Origin of the sequence: Pseudomonas sp. AK181 (genome assembly GCF_051122975.1) — a bacterium.
GTDB lineage: Bacteria > Pseudomonadota > Gammaproteobacteria > Pseudomonadales > Pseudomonadaceae > Aquipseudomonas > Aquipseudomonas lactis.
Window position 1 is genome coordinate 2,607,368 of record NZ_CP146348.1, and the last position, 14,377, is coordinate 2,621,744.

The following is a 14,377-nucleotide window of genomic DNA, read 5'->3' on the forward strand; positions in this document are numbered from 1 at the left end:
GGCCCCCCAAATCACTGGCGGATTACGGGCACACCGAGCCTAGGCGAGGTGCCGAGTGGTGGGGCAAGAGCGTTTTGCTTACTTTTGCGCTTTTCAAAAGTGAGCCGCTGTCAGAGCGGAACCCTAGGTAGCCGTTACCTAAATAACGGATATGTACCCGGTCTAACTGCGTTGACTATCAGGCCGTCTTCGCAGGCAAGCCAGCTCCCACAGGAGATAGCGTTTCAACCAAAGCGCTTCAGCGTCTCGCTGGGCAGCTCCCGGAACAAAGCCCGATAGCTGTTGGAAAACCGCCCCAAATGCCAAAACGACCAATTCATCGCCACCTCGGCCACGGTGGTATCAGCGCCACTTAGCAACTCCCGCCGCGCCCCGTTCAAGCGGCGCAACCGCAACCACTGCGCCGGGCTCATCCCCGTGTACGTCTTGAAACCTTGCTGTAATTGCCGCAACGGCACACCTGCAATCTGCGCCAGTTCCAGCAGGTTGACGGTTTCATCCGGCGCATCCGCCGCCCATTCGCCAATGCGCGCCATCAAGCGGCGTTCTTCGCTGCGCTTTTGCAGCGAACTGCGGTCCAGACACACGCAGGCGTTATCGAGGATAAACAGGCAATCGTCGAGCAGTTGCTGGGTGAGCGCATCGCGGCTGATGGGGTCGGTGAGGGCGGACAAGCGCGTGAGCGTGCCACTGAGCCAGCGGGTGAACAGCGCGTTCTGTTGGCCGGTCAGCGGTGCCATGAACAGGCCTTCGAGTCTGGCCATGTCCAAGCCCTGGCGCTGGACGAACTGTGGGCCGAACACCACGGCCACTTCGCGGTAGTTGACCGGGGTGATCCAGGTGTTGCGGCTTTCGCCATTGAGCAGGTACAGCGCGTTGTCGCTGCCGTCGAAACAGAACGTCAGGGCGCCGGTGGGGGCGTTGAAATGCTGCTCCACGCGGGTGTTCATGCACTCTTCGTAAACCTGCACGCCTTGCAGGTCGAGGTAGCGCACCTGCCCGGCAAAATGCCCCGGGGACATCTGCTGGTACTGCTGCACCCAGCCGGGTGTCGCACTGCATTGGGCGGCCACATCGCCGGTGGCGAAGGCCTGTACGCGCAAAGCGGTTGCCTGTGTCATGGTGATCCGTGCGCACTCTATTGGTGCGTTGTGCCGCGTGCAAAGTGGATAGATGCCGTTTCAAGGCTGGCCCAAGATAGACCTCAATGCGCTGGGAGTACAAGCCGGCGTCGCATCCCACCCAAGACGAGGTCCTTATGAACGCCCCCTTCGATCAGCTGTCCGCCTGGCTGAAAGAACACAAGATTACCGAGGTCGAATGCGTGATCAGTGACTTGACTGGCATCGCACGCGGCAAGATTGCGCCCACCAACAAGTTCCTGCATGAGCGAGGCATGCGCCTGCCGGAAAGTGTGTTGCTGCAAACGGTAACCGGGGACTTTGTCGACGACGATATCTATTACGACCTGCTGGACCCGGCCGATATCGACATGATCTGCCGCCCGGCAGCCAACGCCACGTACGTGGTGCCGTGGGCCATCGAACCCACCGCCATCGTGATCCACGACACCTTCGACAAGCAGGGCAACCCCATCGAACTGTCGCCGCGCAATGTGTTGAAGAAAGTCCTGCAGCTCTACACCGACCAAGGCTGGCAGCCGATTGTCGCGCCGGAAATGGAGTTCTACCTCACCCAGCGCTGCGAAGACCCGGACCTGCCACTGAAAACCCCGATTGGCCGCTCCGGCCGTGCCGAAACCGGGCGCCAGTCGTTCTCTATCGATGCGGCCAACGAATTCGACCCGCTGTTCGAAGATGTCTATGACTGGTGCGAAGCCCAGGGCCTGGACCTGGATACGCTGATCCACGAAGACGGCCCGGCGCAGATGGAAATCAACTTCCGTCACGGCGACGCCCTGGACCTGGCCGACCAGATCACGGTGTTCAAGCGCACCTTGCGTGAGGCCGCTCTCAAGCACAACGTCGCCGCCACCTTCATGGCCAAGCCGGTGGCCGATGAGCCGGGCAGCGCCATGCATTTGCACCAGAGCGTGGTGGAGATTGCCACCGGCAAACCGGTGTTCGTCGATGCTGACGGCAACATGAGCCCGTTATTCCTGCATCACATCGGCGGCTTGCAGAAGTACATCCCCATGCTGTTGCCGATGTTTGCGCCCAATGTGAACTCGTTCCGCCGCTTCCTGCCGGACACCTCGGCGCCGGTCAACGTCGAATGGGGCGAAGAGAACCGCACCGTCGGCCTGCGCGTGCCCACTTCCAGCCCGGAGGCGATGCGCGTGGAAAACCGCCTGCCGGGGGCCGATGCCAACCCGTACCTGGCGATTGCCGCGAGCCTGTTGTGTGGCTATCTGGGCATGATCGAGCACATCGAACCCAGTGCCCCGGTGGAAGGCCGCGCCTATGAACGCCGCAACCTGCGCCTGCCGTTCACCCTCGAAGATGCGCTGGCGCGCATGGAGGATTGCGACACGGTCAAGCAGTACCTGGGCGAGAAATTCGTGCGCGGCTATGTGGCGGTCAAGCGCGCCGAACATGAGAATTTCAAGCGGGTGATCAGTTCCTGGGAGCGTGAGTTCCTGCTGTTGAGCGTCTAAAAACAAGCATAAAAGGGGTGACGATATGCGTCTTGTGAACAAGCTTCTCCCATTGGCCCTGGTCGCGGCGTTCAGCAGTGCCGGCCAGGCGGCGCCGACGGTGAGTGTCTACAACTGGACCGATTACATTGGCGAGACCACCTTGGCGGACTTCCAGGCCAAGACCGGTATCAAGGTGGTCTACGATGTGTTCGACTCCAATGAAACCCTGGAGGGCAAGTTGCTGGCCGGGCGCACCGGCTATGACGTGGTGGTGCCGTCCAACCACTTCCTGGCGCGCCAGGTGAAGGCCGGTGCGTTCCTCAAGCTCGACCGCGCGCAGTTGCCCAACTTCAAGAACCTCGACCCCAAGTTGCTGAAGTTGCTGGAGCAGAACGACCCCGGTAATACGCATTCGGTGCCGTACCTGTGGGGCACCAATGGCATTGGCTACAACGTCGACAAGGTCAAGCAAGTGCTGGGTATCGACCGCATCGATTCGTGGGCCGTGCTGTTCGAGCCAGAAAATATCAAGAAGCTGCATGAATGCGGCGTGGCCTTCCTCGATTCGGCGGATGAGCTGTTCCCGGCGATCCTCAACTACATGGGTAAGGACCCACGCAGCGAGAATGCCGAGGACTACAAGCAGGCCGAAGCCAAGCTACTGACGCTGCGGCCGTACATCACCTATTTCCACTCATCCAAGTACATCTCGGACCTGGCCAACGGCAATATCTGCGTGGCTTTCGGTTATTCCGGCGATGTGTTCCAGGCCGCCAACCGCGCCAAGGAGGCCAAGAACGGGGTGAACATTGCGTATTCGATCCCCAAGGAAGGCGCCAACCTGTGGTTCGACCTGCTGGCGATTCCGGCCGACGCGAGCAACCCTAAAGAAGCTCATGCGTTCATCAACTACCTGCTGGAGCCCGAGGTGATTGCCAAGGTCAGCGCCTCGGTGGGCTATGCCAATGCCAACCCGGCCGCCAAGCCGTTCATGGCCCCGGAACTGGTGAACAACCCTGAGGTGTACCCGCCCCAGGAGGTACTCGACAAACTCTATATTTCCACCACGCCCACGCCGGCGACCATGCGCGTGATGACCCGCGCCTGGAGCAAAGTGAAGTCCAACCGATGATGCAGTCCAACGAACATGCCCAGTCCTATTACCGCGCTTCGGCGAATGCCATGCCACAGCGGCCCGTACTTGAGGCCGACCTGAGCGCCGATGTGTGTGTGATCGGCGGCGGTTTTACCGGGGTCAACACCGCCATCGAACTGGCCCAGCGCGGGCTTTCGGTGATCCTGCTGGAGGCGCGCCGCATTGGCTGGGGCGCCAGCGGGCGCAACGGCGGGCAATTGATCCGCGGCATCGGCCATGATGTCTCGGGTTTTGCCAAATACGTGGGCGAGGAGGGCGTGCGTTATATGGAGCGGGCCGGTATCGACTCGGTGGCCCTGGTGGGCCAGCGCATTGCCGAGCACGGTATCGACTGCGACCTGCACTGGGGCTATTGCGAACTGGCCAACACCCCGGCGCAGTTCGCCGCGTTCAAAGGCGAACAGGCGCACCTGGCTACCATGGGGTATGCCCATGAAACGCGGCTGGTCGGCCCGCACGACATGGCGCAGGTGGTGGGCTCGACGGTGTATGCCGGCGGCCTGGTCGACATGGGCTCCGGGCATCTGCACCCGCTCAACCTGGTGCTGGGTGAAGCGCAGGCGGCCGAGGCCCTTGGGGTGCGCATCTTTGAGCACAGCCCGGTGCTGGAGCTGATCCATGGCGATACGGTGCAGGTGCGCTGCGCGGGCGGCAGCGTGCGCGCGGCCAACCTGGTGCTGGCATGCAATGCTCATCTTGAGGAGTTGGAGCCGCGCTTGAGCGGCAAGGTACTGCCGGCGGGCAGCTACGTCATCGCCACCGAGCCCCTGCCAGAGCCTGTGGCCCGGCAGTTGATCCCGCAGAACCTGGCGCTGTGCGACCAGAAAATCGGCCTGGATTACTACCGGCTGACCGCAGACCGTCGCCTGCTGTTCGGCGGTGCCTGCCATTACTCGGGGCGCGATCCCCAGGACATTGCTGCGTACATGCGCCCGAAAATGCTCAAGGTGTTCCCGCAGTTGGCCAACACCGCCATCGAGTTCCAGTGGGGCGGCAAGATCGGCATCACCGCCAACCGCTTTCCTCAGGTCGGGCGGCTCAAGCAGTACCCGAATGTGTTCTATGCCCAAGGCTACTCCGGCCATGGCTTGAACGTGACGCACTGGTGCGCACGGCTGCTGGCCGAAGGGATACATGCGGGCGCAAGCCAGGGCCTGGATATTTTCAGCCAGGTGCCGCACATGACCTTTCCCGGTGGCAAGGCGCTGCGTTCGCCACTGCTGGCGTTGGGGATGTTGTGGTATCGGTTGCGCGAAGTGCTCTGATTGATCGTTCCCACGCTCTGCGTGGGAACGCCGCCGCGGACGCTCCGCGTCCCGCCGTTTAGTGACGCGGAGCGTCATGGGATGCATTCCCACGCGGAGCGTGGGAACGATCAGCGGAGCGTGGGAACGATCAGCGGAACGTGGGAACGATCAGTCGGTCAGCACTTTGCGGAAGGTTTCTACCAGCGGCCTCAAGTTGACGCGATGCCAGGCCGCCCACAGCGGTGTGGTGTAGGCCAGCCACGGCAGCTCGCGCAACACCACGCCGGGCGGTGCGTTGCGGCTCAGGCCCTTTTGCACCATCGCTACCCCCAGCCCGGACGCCACCAGGCCCAATGCGGTAAAGGGCTCGCTGGCCTCCATGGGGATCTGCGGGGTGAAACCGGCGCGGATGCAGGCGGCGACGAAATCGTCAGCCGGGTGGGCGCCAGGTTTGCGCTGCACGCCGATCCATTGTTGGTCGGCCAGGTGTTCGGGCAACAGTTCGCGTTGTCGAGCCAGCGGATGCTGTTCGGGCAGGGCCAGCAGCATTGGGTCGTCGAGAACTTGCCAGGCGGTCAGGTCCGGGTCATCGGCGGCGGGTGGTTCGCTCACCAGAGCGATGTCCAGGCTGCGTTGGCGCAAACCCTCCAGTTGTTCCAGGGAGGGCAGGTTATACAGCTTGATATGCACGGCGGGCCGGTCGTCGCGCAGTATGCGCAAGGCATTGGGCAAGACACCGGCGTGCATGGCGTTCTCGATATAACCGATGCACAAACCGCCTTCTTCACCACGGCCTAGGCGCTTGCCCAAGGACTCCAGGCGGTTGGCATGGGTCAGCAATGCCTTGGTCTCGGCCAGGAAGGTCTGGCCGTCGCGGGTCAGGCGGATGCGCTGCTGACTGCGTTCGAACAGGGTCAGGCCCAGGCGTTCCTCAAGCTGGGCGATCTGCCGGCTCAAGGGCGATTGGGAAATGTGCAAGCGCTCGGCGGCGCGGCCAACGTGTTCTTCTTCAGCCACCACTTCGAAGTAGCGCAACTGGCGTAGATCAATCATGTAAGACCTGCAAGGACTCAAGTTGGTCGCAGTATGTCTTGGACGGTCTGATCAGCGCAATCTAGCATCTGCTCAACGGTCACCGCGACCTCGCACCGATTGAGGAACCACCATGAGCTTGAAAGACACACTGCCCGGCGTACTGGGCTTTGGCACCGCCCATTTGGGCAATATGTTTCGCGCTATCCCCGAAGAAGAAGCCCAGGCCACCGTCCAGGCCGCCTGGAGCCAGGGCGTGCGTTACTTCGATACCGCGCCGTTCTACGGCTCGGGCCTGTCGGAAATTCGCTTGGGCCAGGCGCTGTCCAACTACCACCGCGACGACTACGTGCTCAGCACCAAGGTCGGCCGGGTGATTCTCGATGAAGTCGAAGAAGCCGCCCGTGACCTTGGCGAAAAAAGCGGCGTATTCGAACACGGCCGCCCCAATAAAATACTCAACGACTACAGCGCCGACGCCACCTTGCGCTCCATTGAAGACAGCCTGACACGCCTGCAAACCGATCGCCTGGACATCGTGTGGGTTCACGACATCGCCCAGGATTTTTACGGCGACCAATGGCTGGAATACTTCAACCAGGCCCGCACCGGCGCCTTCAAAGTACTCACCCGTTTGCGCGAGCAAGGGGTGATCAAGGCTTGGGGGCTGGGCGTCAACCGCGTGGAACCTTGCGAGTTGACCCTGGACCTGGCCGAAGCCCAGCCCGACGGCTTTCTGCTGGCGGGGCGCTATACGCTGCTGGACCACGACCGCGCTTTGCAGCGCCTGATGGACGCCGCCCACGCCCAGCAGGTCGAGATCGTCGTCGGTGGCCCGTACAGCTCCGGCATCCTCGCTGGCGGTGCGCATTTTGAATACCAGCAAGCCAGCCCGGCGATCATTGCCAAGGTCGAGCAGATCAAGGCGATTGCCCAGGCGTTTGGCGTCAGTATCAAGGCCGCTGCGCTACAGTTTTCACTGGCGCATCCTGCGGTGGCGGCGGTGATTCCCGGTGCCAGTCGTCCGGGGCGGATTGCCGAAGACGTTGCGGCGTTGTCTGAACAGATTCCAGCCGCCTTCTGGCAGGCGTTGCGCGAGGCCCGCTTGATCTCGGAACGCGCACCTTTGCCTCTCTCACGTTAAGGAGCTTGAGCATGAAAATTGATGTAAGTGGCAAAGTGGCTATTGTCAGCGGCAGCACCGCTGGTATCGGCCTGGGCATCAGCCAGGCCCTGGCGCAATCCGGTGCCACGGTGGTGGTGATCGGGCGGGATGCAGGCAAGGTGGACGACGCCTTGGCCAGCATTCGCCAAGCGGTTCCGGCTGCCCAACTGCGTGGTGTGGTGGCCGACCTCGGCACCGTTGAAGGCGCACAGAAACTCTTCGCCGCCGAACCCCGCGCCGACATTCTGGTCAACAACCTGGGCATCTTCGACGCGGTGGACTTCTTCGACGCGCCGGACAGTGAGTGGGCGCGCTTCTATGAGGTCAATGTGATCTCCGGTGTGCGCCTGGCGCGGCATTATGTGCCGGGTATGGTCGGGCAGGGTTGGGGCCGGGTGATCTTCGTGTCGTCGGAGTCCGGCGTGGCGACGCCGGCCGACATGATCAACTACGGGGTGACCAAAAGCGCCAACCTGGCGGTGTCCCACGGCCTGGCCAAGCGCCTGGCGGGTACCGGGGTGACGGTGAATGCGATCTTGCCGGGGCCGACCTTTACCGATGGCCTGGAACACATGCTCAAGGACGCCACGGCTGAATCCGGGCGCAGTGCCCGAGACGAAGCGGATGTGTTTGTGCGCCATGCGCGGCCTACCTCGATCATCCAGCGTGCGGCCAATGTGGATGAAGTGGCGAACCTGGTGGCGTACATTGCTTCACCGCTGTCTTCGGCGACGACCGGTGCTGCGCTGCGGGTCGACGGTGGCGTGGTCGACAGCATGGCAATCTGATTTTTTCCTGACTGGAGTATTGATCGTGGCAACAGCGTCTTCTGTGATTGAAATTGCGGTGTCGGCCGACCAGGTCTGGCAACTGATTGGCGGCTTCAACAGCCTGCCCGACTGGCTGCCTTTTATCGCCAAGAGCGAGCCGAGCGAGGGTGGCCGTGTGCGTCACCTGACCGCCGCTGACGGCGGCACGATTGTCGAGCGCTTGCAGACCTTCGACAACGTGGCGCGCACCTACAGCTACACCATTGAAGCGTCGCCGTTTCCGGTGAGTGCTTACCTGTCGACCTTGCAGGTTGAAGCGTTGACGGACACCTCGGCGAAAGTGACCTGGTCCGGGGTGTTCACGCCGGCAGCGGGTACCACCGAGGCGCAGGTAGAGGAGTTGTTTACCGGTGTCTACGAAGGCGGGCTTGAGGCGCTGCGCGGTAACTTCTGAGGATTGTGGCGAGGGAGCTTGCTCCCGCTGGGGCGCGAAGCGGCCCCGCTCTTTGTGGGACTGCTACGCAGTCCAGCGGGAGCAAGCTCCCTCGCCACAGGGTGGGGGTTTAGCCTAGATGGAGCAAGGCTGCCGCGACAGCTTCTGCCGGCGTCAACTGCGCCGTATCCAGCCTGAACGGCGGCGCTTCCCAGGGTTCATACTCATGCACCTGCACCGATTCCCAGGTCGGTGGCACCAGCCCCGGAATATCGCCCACACGGCCTTCGACTCGACGCCGATGCGCCTGCTGATCGGAACACACCACCTCGATATTGATCAGCGCCACACCGGCGGCTATCGCCACCGCTTGCCAGGCATCACGGCTCTCCTTAACCGGGTTCACGCAATCAGCGATCACCCGCTGCCCCAGGCGCAGGTTACTCAGCGCCAGCGCATTCGCCACAGCGTAGCCACTGGCCCCCACATCGCCCGCCAACACCCCAGCCTCGCGCAGCGCCTGCTCGATCACATCGATACGCAGGTAAACCGCGCCCACCTGTCGCGCCAGCTCCTTGGCAATCGTGGTCTTGCCACTGCCGGGCAAACCGCTGAATACAATAAACATGACCATCCACCCCCTGTAGGAGCGAGCTTGCTCGCGAAAAACGCCAACGATAACGTGTACTTCACTGAATAAATGCGGCGCCTGTGGTTTTTTCGCGAGCAAGCTCGCTCCTACAGTGGTATTAGAACCGCTTGGCTCATTTCACTCACAGGAGCGCCCATGACCCTGCCGTTCGTGAAGATGCACGCCCACGGCGACGACTTCATCATCGTCGACCGCCGTGGCGAGGATAACCCCATTACTGCGCAGATTGCCCGCTACCTGGGTAACCGCCGCTTCGGCATCGGTTTCAATCAACTGGCGGTGGTGCTCGACTGTGAGGAGGCCGCCGCGCGCGTTCAGTTCTGGAACCCGGACGGGACACGCCTGCACACCTGCGGCAGCGCGACGCGTGGCGTGGCTGATCGCCTGATGCATGAGGCTGGCACTGACACCATCGTGCTGCGCAGCGACCGTGGCTTGCTTAGATGCACACGTGCTGATGGGCAGCGGGTGTCGGTGGACATGGGCCCACCTTCCTTGGACTGGGCGTCGGTGCCCCTGGCCAGGGCGATGGACACCTGCGTGTTGCCCATCGACGGCCAGCCGGCGGCGTGCAGCATGGGCAACCCGCATTGCACGTTCTTTGTGGAGGATGTGGCGGTGCTCGATATTGAGGCCATGGGCCCGCCCCAGGAAGTTCACCCGCTGTTTCCGGCCAGGACCAACGTGCATTTCGTGCAAGTGCTGGACCGCAGCCATATCCGCCTGCGTATCTGGGAGCGTGGCGGCGGTGTGCCGCTGGGGTCCGGTTCCTGCTGTTGCGCGGCGGTCGTCAACGGCATCCGGCGAGGGCTGCTCGATGAGCGTGTGGAGGTCCAGTGCGACGGCGGCGAGGTCACGGTGCAATGGGACGGGCAGGGCGGGGTGATATTGACCGGCCGTGTCGAGCCGATCATGCAGGGCACCGCGTACCTGTACTAGAACTTCACGGTAAACGTGGTGCCGGCGCTGGCACAGGAACTCACCGCCACATCGCCGCCATGCACCCTGGCCAGTTCGCGCACGATATACAAGCCCAGGCCCACGCTGCGCACGTCGCTGCCCTGGTCGGTGCCGCGGGTCATGGGTTCGAACAACCCGGCCAGCAAGGCTTGGGGTATCGCCGGGCCGTGGTTGTGCACCGCAACCTCGCAGGTGTTATCGCCCAGGCGCGAGGTGATGGTGATCGGCTGCAGCAAGTCGCCATAGGCCACGCTGTTGGCCACCAGGTTACCGATCATCTGTTGCACGCGGTCGGCGTCCAGGCACGCATCGCCCTGGCCCTCGGCGTGATGCACCAGCGTGGCCTTGGGGAAGGCCACCCGCAGTTCGTCGACGCTGCGATGGATAACGCTGTGCAGGTCCAGGGGTTGCGGCTTGATGGTAATGCCCTGGCCGACCCGGGCCTGGGTGAAGTCCAGCAGGTCGGCGATCATGCGGTGGGCGCGTTCGGACGACTGGCCGATGTGCCCCAACAACTGGCGCTCCTTGGCCGTGCGCTCGCCGCGCTGGAGAAAGTCGGAGGCCATGCGGATCGCAGTAAGTGGGTTTTTCAGGTCATGGCTGACAATCGCCACCATCTGTTCGGCAAACAACGCTCGGCGCTGGGCAATGGCATAGGCCTCGCTCAGTTCGGCCTGGGCCTGTTGCAGGGCCAGTTCCGTAGCCGTTTTTTCCTGCAGCAGGGCTTCCGCCTGCTTGTGGGCATTGAGCAGTTCGCGCTCGTACTTGTCACGGTCGGTGGTGCCGAACAGCGCCAAGTCATACACCACGCCGTCGGGCTGCTGGCGCCGGTTGGCATTGAGCAATACCGTGACTTTGTGCCCGTTGCAATGGCGGATGTCGAGTTTCACCTCGGTGACGCTGCCATGCATACGCAGCATCGGCGCCAGGTGCGTCTGGTAGAAAATCCGCCCGCCCATGGCCAACAGATCCTGGAAACGCCGGCCCAGCAGTTGGGCGGCGGTGAAGCCCAGCCAATCGCACAAGCGCGGGTTGACGTGCAGGATCGTGCCGTCTTCCTGAGTCACCGCCAGAGCACAGGCCGCGCTGTCAAACAGTGAATCAGCGGGCATCGGCAGCCGCCCAAGGGGCGAGGAAGCGGTCCATCGCTGCTGCGCACGCCTGGGGGGCGCTCATATGGGGGCAATGGCCGACATTCTCGACCAGGCAATAAGTGCTGTTAGGTAATACGGCGTGCAGGTATTCACCCACGGCCACGGGGGCGATCAGGTCTTCGGTCGATTGCAGGATCAGCACCGGTGTGGTCAGGCCGAACACATCCTGGCGGTTATCCGACAGGAAGGTCACGCGGGCGAACTGCTTGGCAATGTCCGGCTCGGTGCGGCAGAAACTCTCGGTGAGCGCCTCGCTCAGGTGCGGCTGCGTCGGCGCGCCCATGATCACCGGGGCCATGGCGCTGGACCAGCCCAGGTAGTTGCTGTCGAGAGTGTCGAGCAGGTCATCGATATCGCCGTGCTGGAAACCGCCAACATACTCCTCGGTGTCGATATAGCGCGGCGAAGGGCCAATCATCACGTGCGCGGCAATGCGGCCCGGGATGAAACGGTCGGCGAGGGTGCCGATCATCGCGCTCACCGAGTGGCCCACCAGAATCACCGGGCCTTTGGCGTAGGCGTCGATAATCTCGTTCAGGTCATGGGCATAGCCATCCAGGCGGCTGTATTTGGCTTTGTCGAACGCACTCAAGTCCGACAGGCCGGCGCCGACCAGGTCATACAGCACCACGCGAAAGCGCTCGAGAAAGTGCGGTGCCAGAGCATTCCACATGGCCTGGTTGCAACCAAAGCCGTGGGAAAACACCAGCGTCGAGGGACCGTTGCCCATCACATGTACATTGTTGCGGTGATTTAGGTCCATGGGCGTCCCGTTGATGGCTTATTGCTATGCAGCTTGGCGGCAGTTTAGATAGTCGCAGGCCCTGGGTCACGTGTTTGCGTGCAGATAAGGTAAAGTCGGCGCCTTCAGGGAGAGACTTCAGGTAACCATACATGATCGTGTTTATGCGGCAATCGGTGTTCAGCCTACTGGCCCTGGTATTTTCCAGCCTGTTGATCGCTGCGTATGCGGACACCTCGCCCATTGGGGTTGCCCTTGATCAACGGGTCATTGACCTGACAAACACTCTCGACTCGGGCACCGCCCAGCGCCTCAAGCAACAACTTGCCGACCTTGAACAGCGCAAAGGCGCGCAGGTAGCCGTATTGCTGGTGCCGACCACCGGCAGCGCCGGCATCGAAGACTACGCCAACCAGCTGTTTCGCGCCTGGAAACTGGGGCGCCAGGACGTCAACGACGGCCTCCTGCTGGTGGTGGCCAAGGACGACCGCAAGGTGCGCATCGAAGTGGGCTACGGCCTGGAAGGCATCGTCACCGACCTGCTGGCCCATCGCATCATTGAAGAACAGATCACGCCGGCGTTTCGTCAGGGCGACTTTGCCGGTGGCATCGAGCAAGGCGTGGACGCGCTGGTTGCATTGGTGGACGGCGGCGATTTGCCTGAAAGGGCCGGGCCGGGGCTTAACCCTCAATTTATCGCGATATTGGCGGCGTTTATCCTGGGGGCGCTCACAGGTGTACTGATCGCTGCCGGTAAGTTGCACTGGCGCAGGGCCTTGATCATCGCGGTAGCGGCCACGCTGTTGTTGGCGCTGCTGGCGGGTGGTCGGGATTGGCCGATGTTTCTGTTTGTAGTGCCGCTGACGTTGTTGATTGGCGGCGCGATATTCGGCGCGTTGTGGCAGGTACGTACGCTGTTTTACGGCGTGATCGGGCTGCTGGCTTATATCCTCGGGTTGGTGGTGGCAAACCAGTATGTGGACGTCAGTTTCATCCATTGGCTGCTGTGGCCATTGGGCGTCTTGGTGGTACTGGGCTTGTACCTGGTGCTGCTGCTGATCATGAAGGAGACCTGGCGCACCAGCCGCGCAGGTTTTGCCGTACGGCTGCTGGCGGCGGTGGCCGTGTATGGGGTGGCGGGGTGGGTGATGGACGGTGATCGCGACGCCTGGTTGCTGGCGTTTCCTATCGCATCGTTTGTTGCGCTGATTATCTTTGGCAAGGTCGGCGAAGGTTCTGGCTCCGGTGGCGGGTCCAGTTCAGGTTCCAGCGGCTCCAGCTCCAGCAGCAGTTCGTCGGGCGGTGGCGGCTCCAGCGGTGGCGGGGGGGCTTCCGGCAGTTGGTAGATGACTCGGCGGCTGTCCCACAGCACAACAGCCGCCAAACCATACCTTTGAGGGTGAAGCCCATGGGTATGGGGTGTTCGGCAAAGCCCTGGGTACTATGGCGGCTTAGGCCGAAAACAGTGCAGTTTTCACCCCTTGGTCCAACCGCCGTTGCCGTCGGGTTTTATTTCGAAGTCGATCGGTTCACGATGGTCATTGGACGGGGAGTCGTCTAAAGCCTTGTAATCCGAAGGTGGGGAGGGGGGCTGGGTGCGGCTGTTGGGATGCCAAACTTCGGTAGCGGTCGCTAAGAAATAAAAGGGATTGTCAGCCGGCGCTGGGCAGGCGGGTAGGGTGCCGCTGCCGGGATACGGGCCTTTGGTAGGGACCTGTAAGTCATCAAAAGGATCGTAAGCCGGCTCTGGGAAGGCGGGTAGGGTGCCGGTGCCGTGATACGGGGCTTCGGGAGCAGTCTTTGAGATATAAAAGGGATTGTCAGCCGGCGCAGGGAAGGCGGGCAGAGTGCCGCTGCCGTGACACGGGGCTTTGGTAGGGGCTTTGGTAGGGACCTGTAAGTCATCAAAAGGATCGTAAGCCGGCTCTTGGAAGGCGGGTAGGGTGCCGGGGCCGTGATACGGGGCTTCGGTAGCGGTCTTTGAGATATAAAAGGAATTGTCAGCCGGCGCAGGGCAGGCGGGCAGAGTGCCGCTGCCGTGATACGGGGCTTTGGTAGGGGCTTTGGTAGGGGCATGAAAGTCCTCCGGGAAGACGGGCCGGGTGCCGCTGCGGTGATATTGGCCTTTGGAACTGACCCGGGAGTCATCGACGATCTTTTTGTTCGAAGGCAGGAAGTTGCGATCCAACCGAGTGCGGTTGGCGTGGTCGCGCGTAGCACTGCCATGGGTTTTCCAGCCGCCCTTTCCATTGGACACTTCGGCATCTTCTCCCGCCTGTTTGTCCAGCGGGTTTGTCCTGGGTACATCGTTATCGATAGGGTGTTTGCCAGCGGGCTGGTACGCGGGTACGAATGGGATGGAGTCACTGATTGAAGGCATGATTGCACCTCTCTGATTGCTAGGAAATTGACCCTGTCGGGAAGGGATCCTGACAGGGCGTTTCGCAGGCTACAGCGCCAGGGGCAG

At 62.2% G+C, this 14,377-nt stretch carries 14 protein-coding genes; 8 read left to right on the forward strand and 6 right to left on the reverse strand.

The window, feature by feature from the left end; genetic code table 11:
- Positions 1-224: 224 nt before the first annotated feature.
- Complete coding sequence (locus tag V8689_RS12305; protein WP_056784365.1) at positions 225-1,121, reverse strand: helix-turn-helix domain-containing protein; 897 nt, start codon at positions 1,119-1,121, stop codon at positions 225-227.
- A gap of 137 nt (positions 1,122-1,258) precedes the next feature.
- Between V8689_RS12305 and V8689_RS12310 the strand changes: the two genes are divergently transcribed.
- The 3 genes from V8689_RS12310 to V8689_RS12320 are packed head-to-tail and all read left to right on the forward strand — an operon-like array spanning position 1,259 to position 5,020.
- A complete protein-coding gene (locus V8689_RS12310; protein ID WP_056784941.1) occupies positions 1,259-2,617 on the forward strand; it encodes a glutamine synthetase family protein in 1,359 nt (452 codons plus the stop codon).
- 25 nt (positions 2,618-2,642) lie between these two features.
- Positions 2,643-3,731 carry a polyamine ABC transporter substrate-binding protein gene (locus V8689_RS12315; RefSeq protein WP_056784368.1) on the forward strand — a complete coding sequence of 363 codons (1,089 nt, stop codon included), beginning with the start codon at positions 2,643-2,645 and terminating at the stop codon, positions 3,729-3,731.
- Positions 3,728-5,020 carry an NAD(P)/FAD-dependent oxidoreductase gene (locus V8689_RS12320; protein WP_056784371.1) on the forward strand — a complete coding sequence of 431 codons (1,293 nt, stop codon included), beginning with the start codon at positions 3,728-3,730 and terminating at the stop codon, positions 5,018-5,020. The genes V8689_RS12315 and V8689_RS12320 overlap by 4 nt, the downstream gene beginning before the upstream one ends.
- Positions 5,021-5,170: 150 nt before the next feature.
- Here V8689_RS12320 and V8689_RS12325 read toward each other — a convergent pair whose 3' ends face one another.
- Positions 5,171-6,055 carry a LysR substrate-binding domain-containing protein gene (locus V8689_RS12325; protein WP_056784376.1) on the reverse strand — a complete coding sequence of 295 codons (885 nt, stop codon included), beginning with the start codon at positions 6,053-6,055 and terminating at the stop codon, positions 5,171-5,173.
- 112 nt (positions 6,056-6,167) lie between these two features.
- Between V8689_RS12325 and V8689_RS12330 the strand changes: the two genes are divergently transcribed.
- Genes V8689_RS12330 through V8689_RS12340 form a run of 3 tightly spaced genes read left to right on the forward strand, consistent with a single transcriptional unit; the run spans position 6,168 to position 8,423 of the window.
- Entirely contained in the window at positions 6,168-7,178 is a 1,011-nt protein-coding gene (locus V8689_RS12330) for an aldo/keto reductase (protein WP_056784377.1), read from the forward strand.
- A gap of 11 nt (positions 7,179-7,189) precedes the next feature.
- Positions 7,190-7,987, forward strand: a complete 798-nt coding sequence (locus V8689_RS12335; RefSeq protein WP_056784379.1) for an SDR family NAD(P)-dependent oxidoreductase — start codon at positions 7,190-7,192, stop codon at positions 7,985-7,987.
- 25 nt (positions 7,988-8,012) lie between these two features.
- Positions 8,013-8,423, forward strand: a complete 411-nt coding sequence (locus V8689_RS12340; protein ID WP_056784381.1) for an SRPBCC family protein — start codon at positions 8,013-8,015, stop codon at positions 8,421-8,423.
- Positions 8,424-8,532: 109 nt separating this feature from the next.
- On the opposite strand, the gene V8689_RS12345 is transcribed toward V8689_RS12340, so the two are convergent.
- Entirely contained in the window at positions 8,533-9,030 is a 498-nt protein-coding gene (locus V8689_RS12345; protein ID WP_056784942.1) for an AAA family ATPase, read from the reverse strand.
- Between the two features lie 159 nt (positions 9,031-9,189).
- On the opposite strand from V8689_RS12345, the gene dapF reads away from it, so the two are divergent.
- Complete coding sequence (gene dapF / locus V8689_RS12350; RefSeq protein ID WP_056784384.1) at positions 9,190-9,993, forward strand: diaminopimelate epimerase; 804 nt, start codon at positions 9,190-9,192, stop codon at positions 9,991-9,993.
- Here dapF and V8689_RS12355 read toward each other — a convergent pair.
- A complete protein-coding gene (locus V8689_RS12355) occupies positions 9,990-11,126 on the reverse strand; it encodes a PAS domain-containing sensor histidine kinase (protein ID WP_056784387.1) in 1,137 nt (378 codons plus the stop codon). The two genes, dapF and V8689_RS12355, sit on opposite strands and share 4 nt — an antisense overlap.
- Positions 11,116-11,931 carry an alpha/beta fold hydrolase gene (locus tag V8689_RS12360; RefSeq protein ID WP_056784390.1) on the reverse strand — a complete coding sequence of 272 codons (816 nt, stop codon included), beginning with the start codon at positions 11,929-11,931 and terminating at the stop codon, positions 11,116-11,118. Before V8689_RS12360 ends, V8689_RS12355 begins: the two co-directional genes overlap by 11 nt.
- A gap of 131 nt (positions 11,932-12,062) precedes the next feature.
- Here V8689_RS12360 and V8689_RS12365 point away from each other — a divergent pair, with 131 nt between their 5' ends.
- The gene (locus tag V8689_RS12365; RefSeq protein WP_056784393.1) at positions 12,063-13,256 is read left to right on the forward strand and encodes a TPM domain-containing protein; all 1,194 of its coding nucleotides are present in this window, start codon (positions 12,063-12,065) and stop codon (positions 13,254-13,256) included.
- Between the two features lie 128 nt (positions 13,257-13,384).
- Here the strand turns inward: V8689_RS12365 and V8689_RS12370 are convergent, their stop codons facing one another.
- Entirely contained in the window at positions 13,385-14,290 is a 906-nt protein-coding gene (locus V8689_RS12370; RefSeq protein WP_282390245.1) for a hypothetical protein, read from the reverse strand.
- Positions 14,291-14,377: the final 87 nt, after the last annotated feature.

Coding starts and splice junctions, on each gene's coding strand:
- V8689_RS12305 (WP_056784365.1), bottom strand. CDS start 1,121: ATGACACAGGCAACCGCTTTGCGCGTACAGGCCTTCGCCACCGGCGAT.
- V8689_RS12310 (WP_056784941.1), top strand. CDS start 1,259: ATGAACGCCCCCTTCGATCAGCTGTCCGCCTGGCTGAAAGAACACAAG.
- V8689_RS12315 (WP_056784368.1), top strand. CDS start 2,643: ATGCGTCTTGTGAACAAGCTTCTCCCATTGGCCCTGGTCGCGGCGTTC.
- V8689_RS12320 (WP_056784371.1), top strand. CDS start 3,728: ATGATGCAGTCCAACGAACATGCCCAGTCCTATTACCGCGCTTCGGCG.
- V8689_RS12325 (WP_056784376.1), bottom strand. CDS start 6,055: ATGATTGATCTACGCCAGTTGCGCTACTTCGAAGTGGTGGCTGAAGAA.
- V8689_RS12330 (WP_056784377.1), top strand. CDS start 6,168: ATGAGCTTGAAAGACACACTGCCCGGCGTACTGGGCTTTGGCACCGCC.
- V8689_RS12335 (WP_056784379.1), top strand. CDS start 7,190: ATGAAAATTGATGTAAGTGGCAAAGTGGCTATTGTCAGCGGCAGCACC.
- V8689_RS12345 (WP_056784942.1), bottom strand. CDS start 9,030: ATGTTTATTGTATTCAGCGGTTTGCCCGGCAGTGGCAAGACCACGATT.
- dapF (WP_056784384.1), top strand. CDS start 9,190: ATGACCCTGCCGTTCGTGAAGATGCACGCCCACGGCGACGACTTCATC.
- V8689_RS12355 (WP_056784387.1), bottom strand. CDS start 11,126: ATGCCCGCTGATTCACTGTTTGACAGCGCGGCCTGTGCTCTGGCGGTG.
- V8689_RS12360 (WP_056784390.1), bottom strand. CDS start 11,931: ATGGACCTAAATCACCGCAACAATGTACATGTGATGGGCAACGGTCCC.
- V8689_RS12365 (WP_056784393.1), top strand. CDS start 12,063: ATGATCGTGTTTATGCGGCAATCGGTGTTCAGCCTACTGGCCCTGGTA.
- V8689_RS12370 (WP_282390245.1), bottom strand. CDS start 14,290: ATGCCTTCAATCAGTGACTCCATCCCATTCGTACCCGCGTACCAGCCC.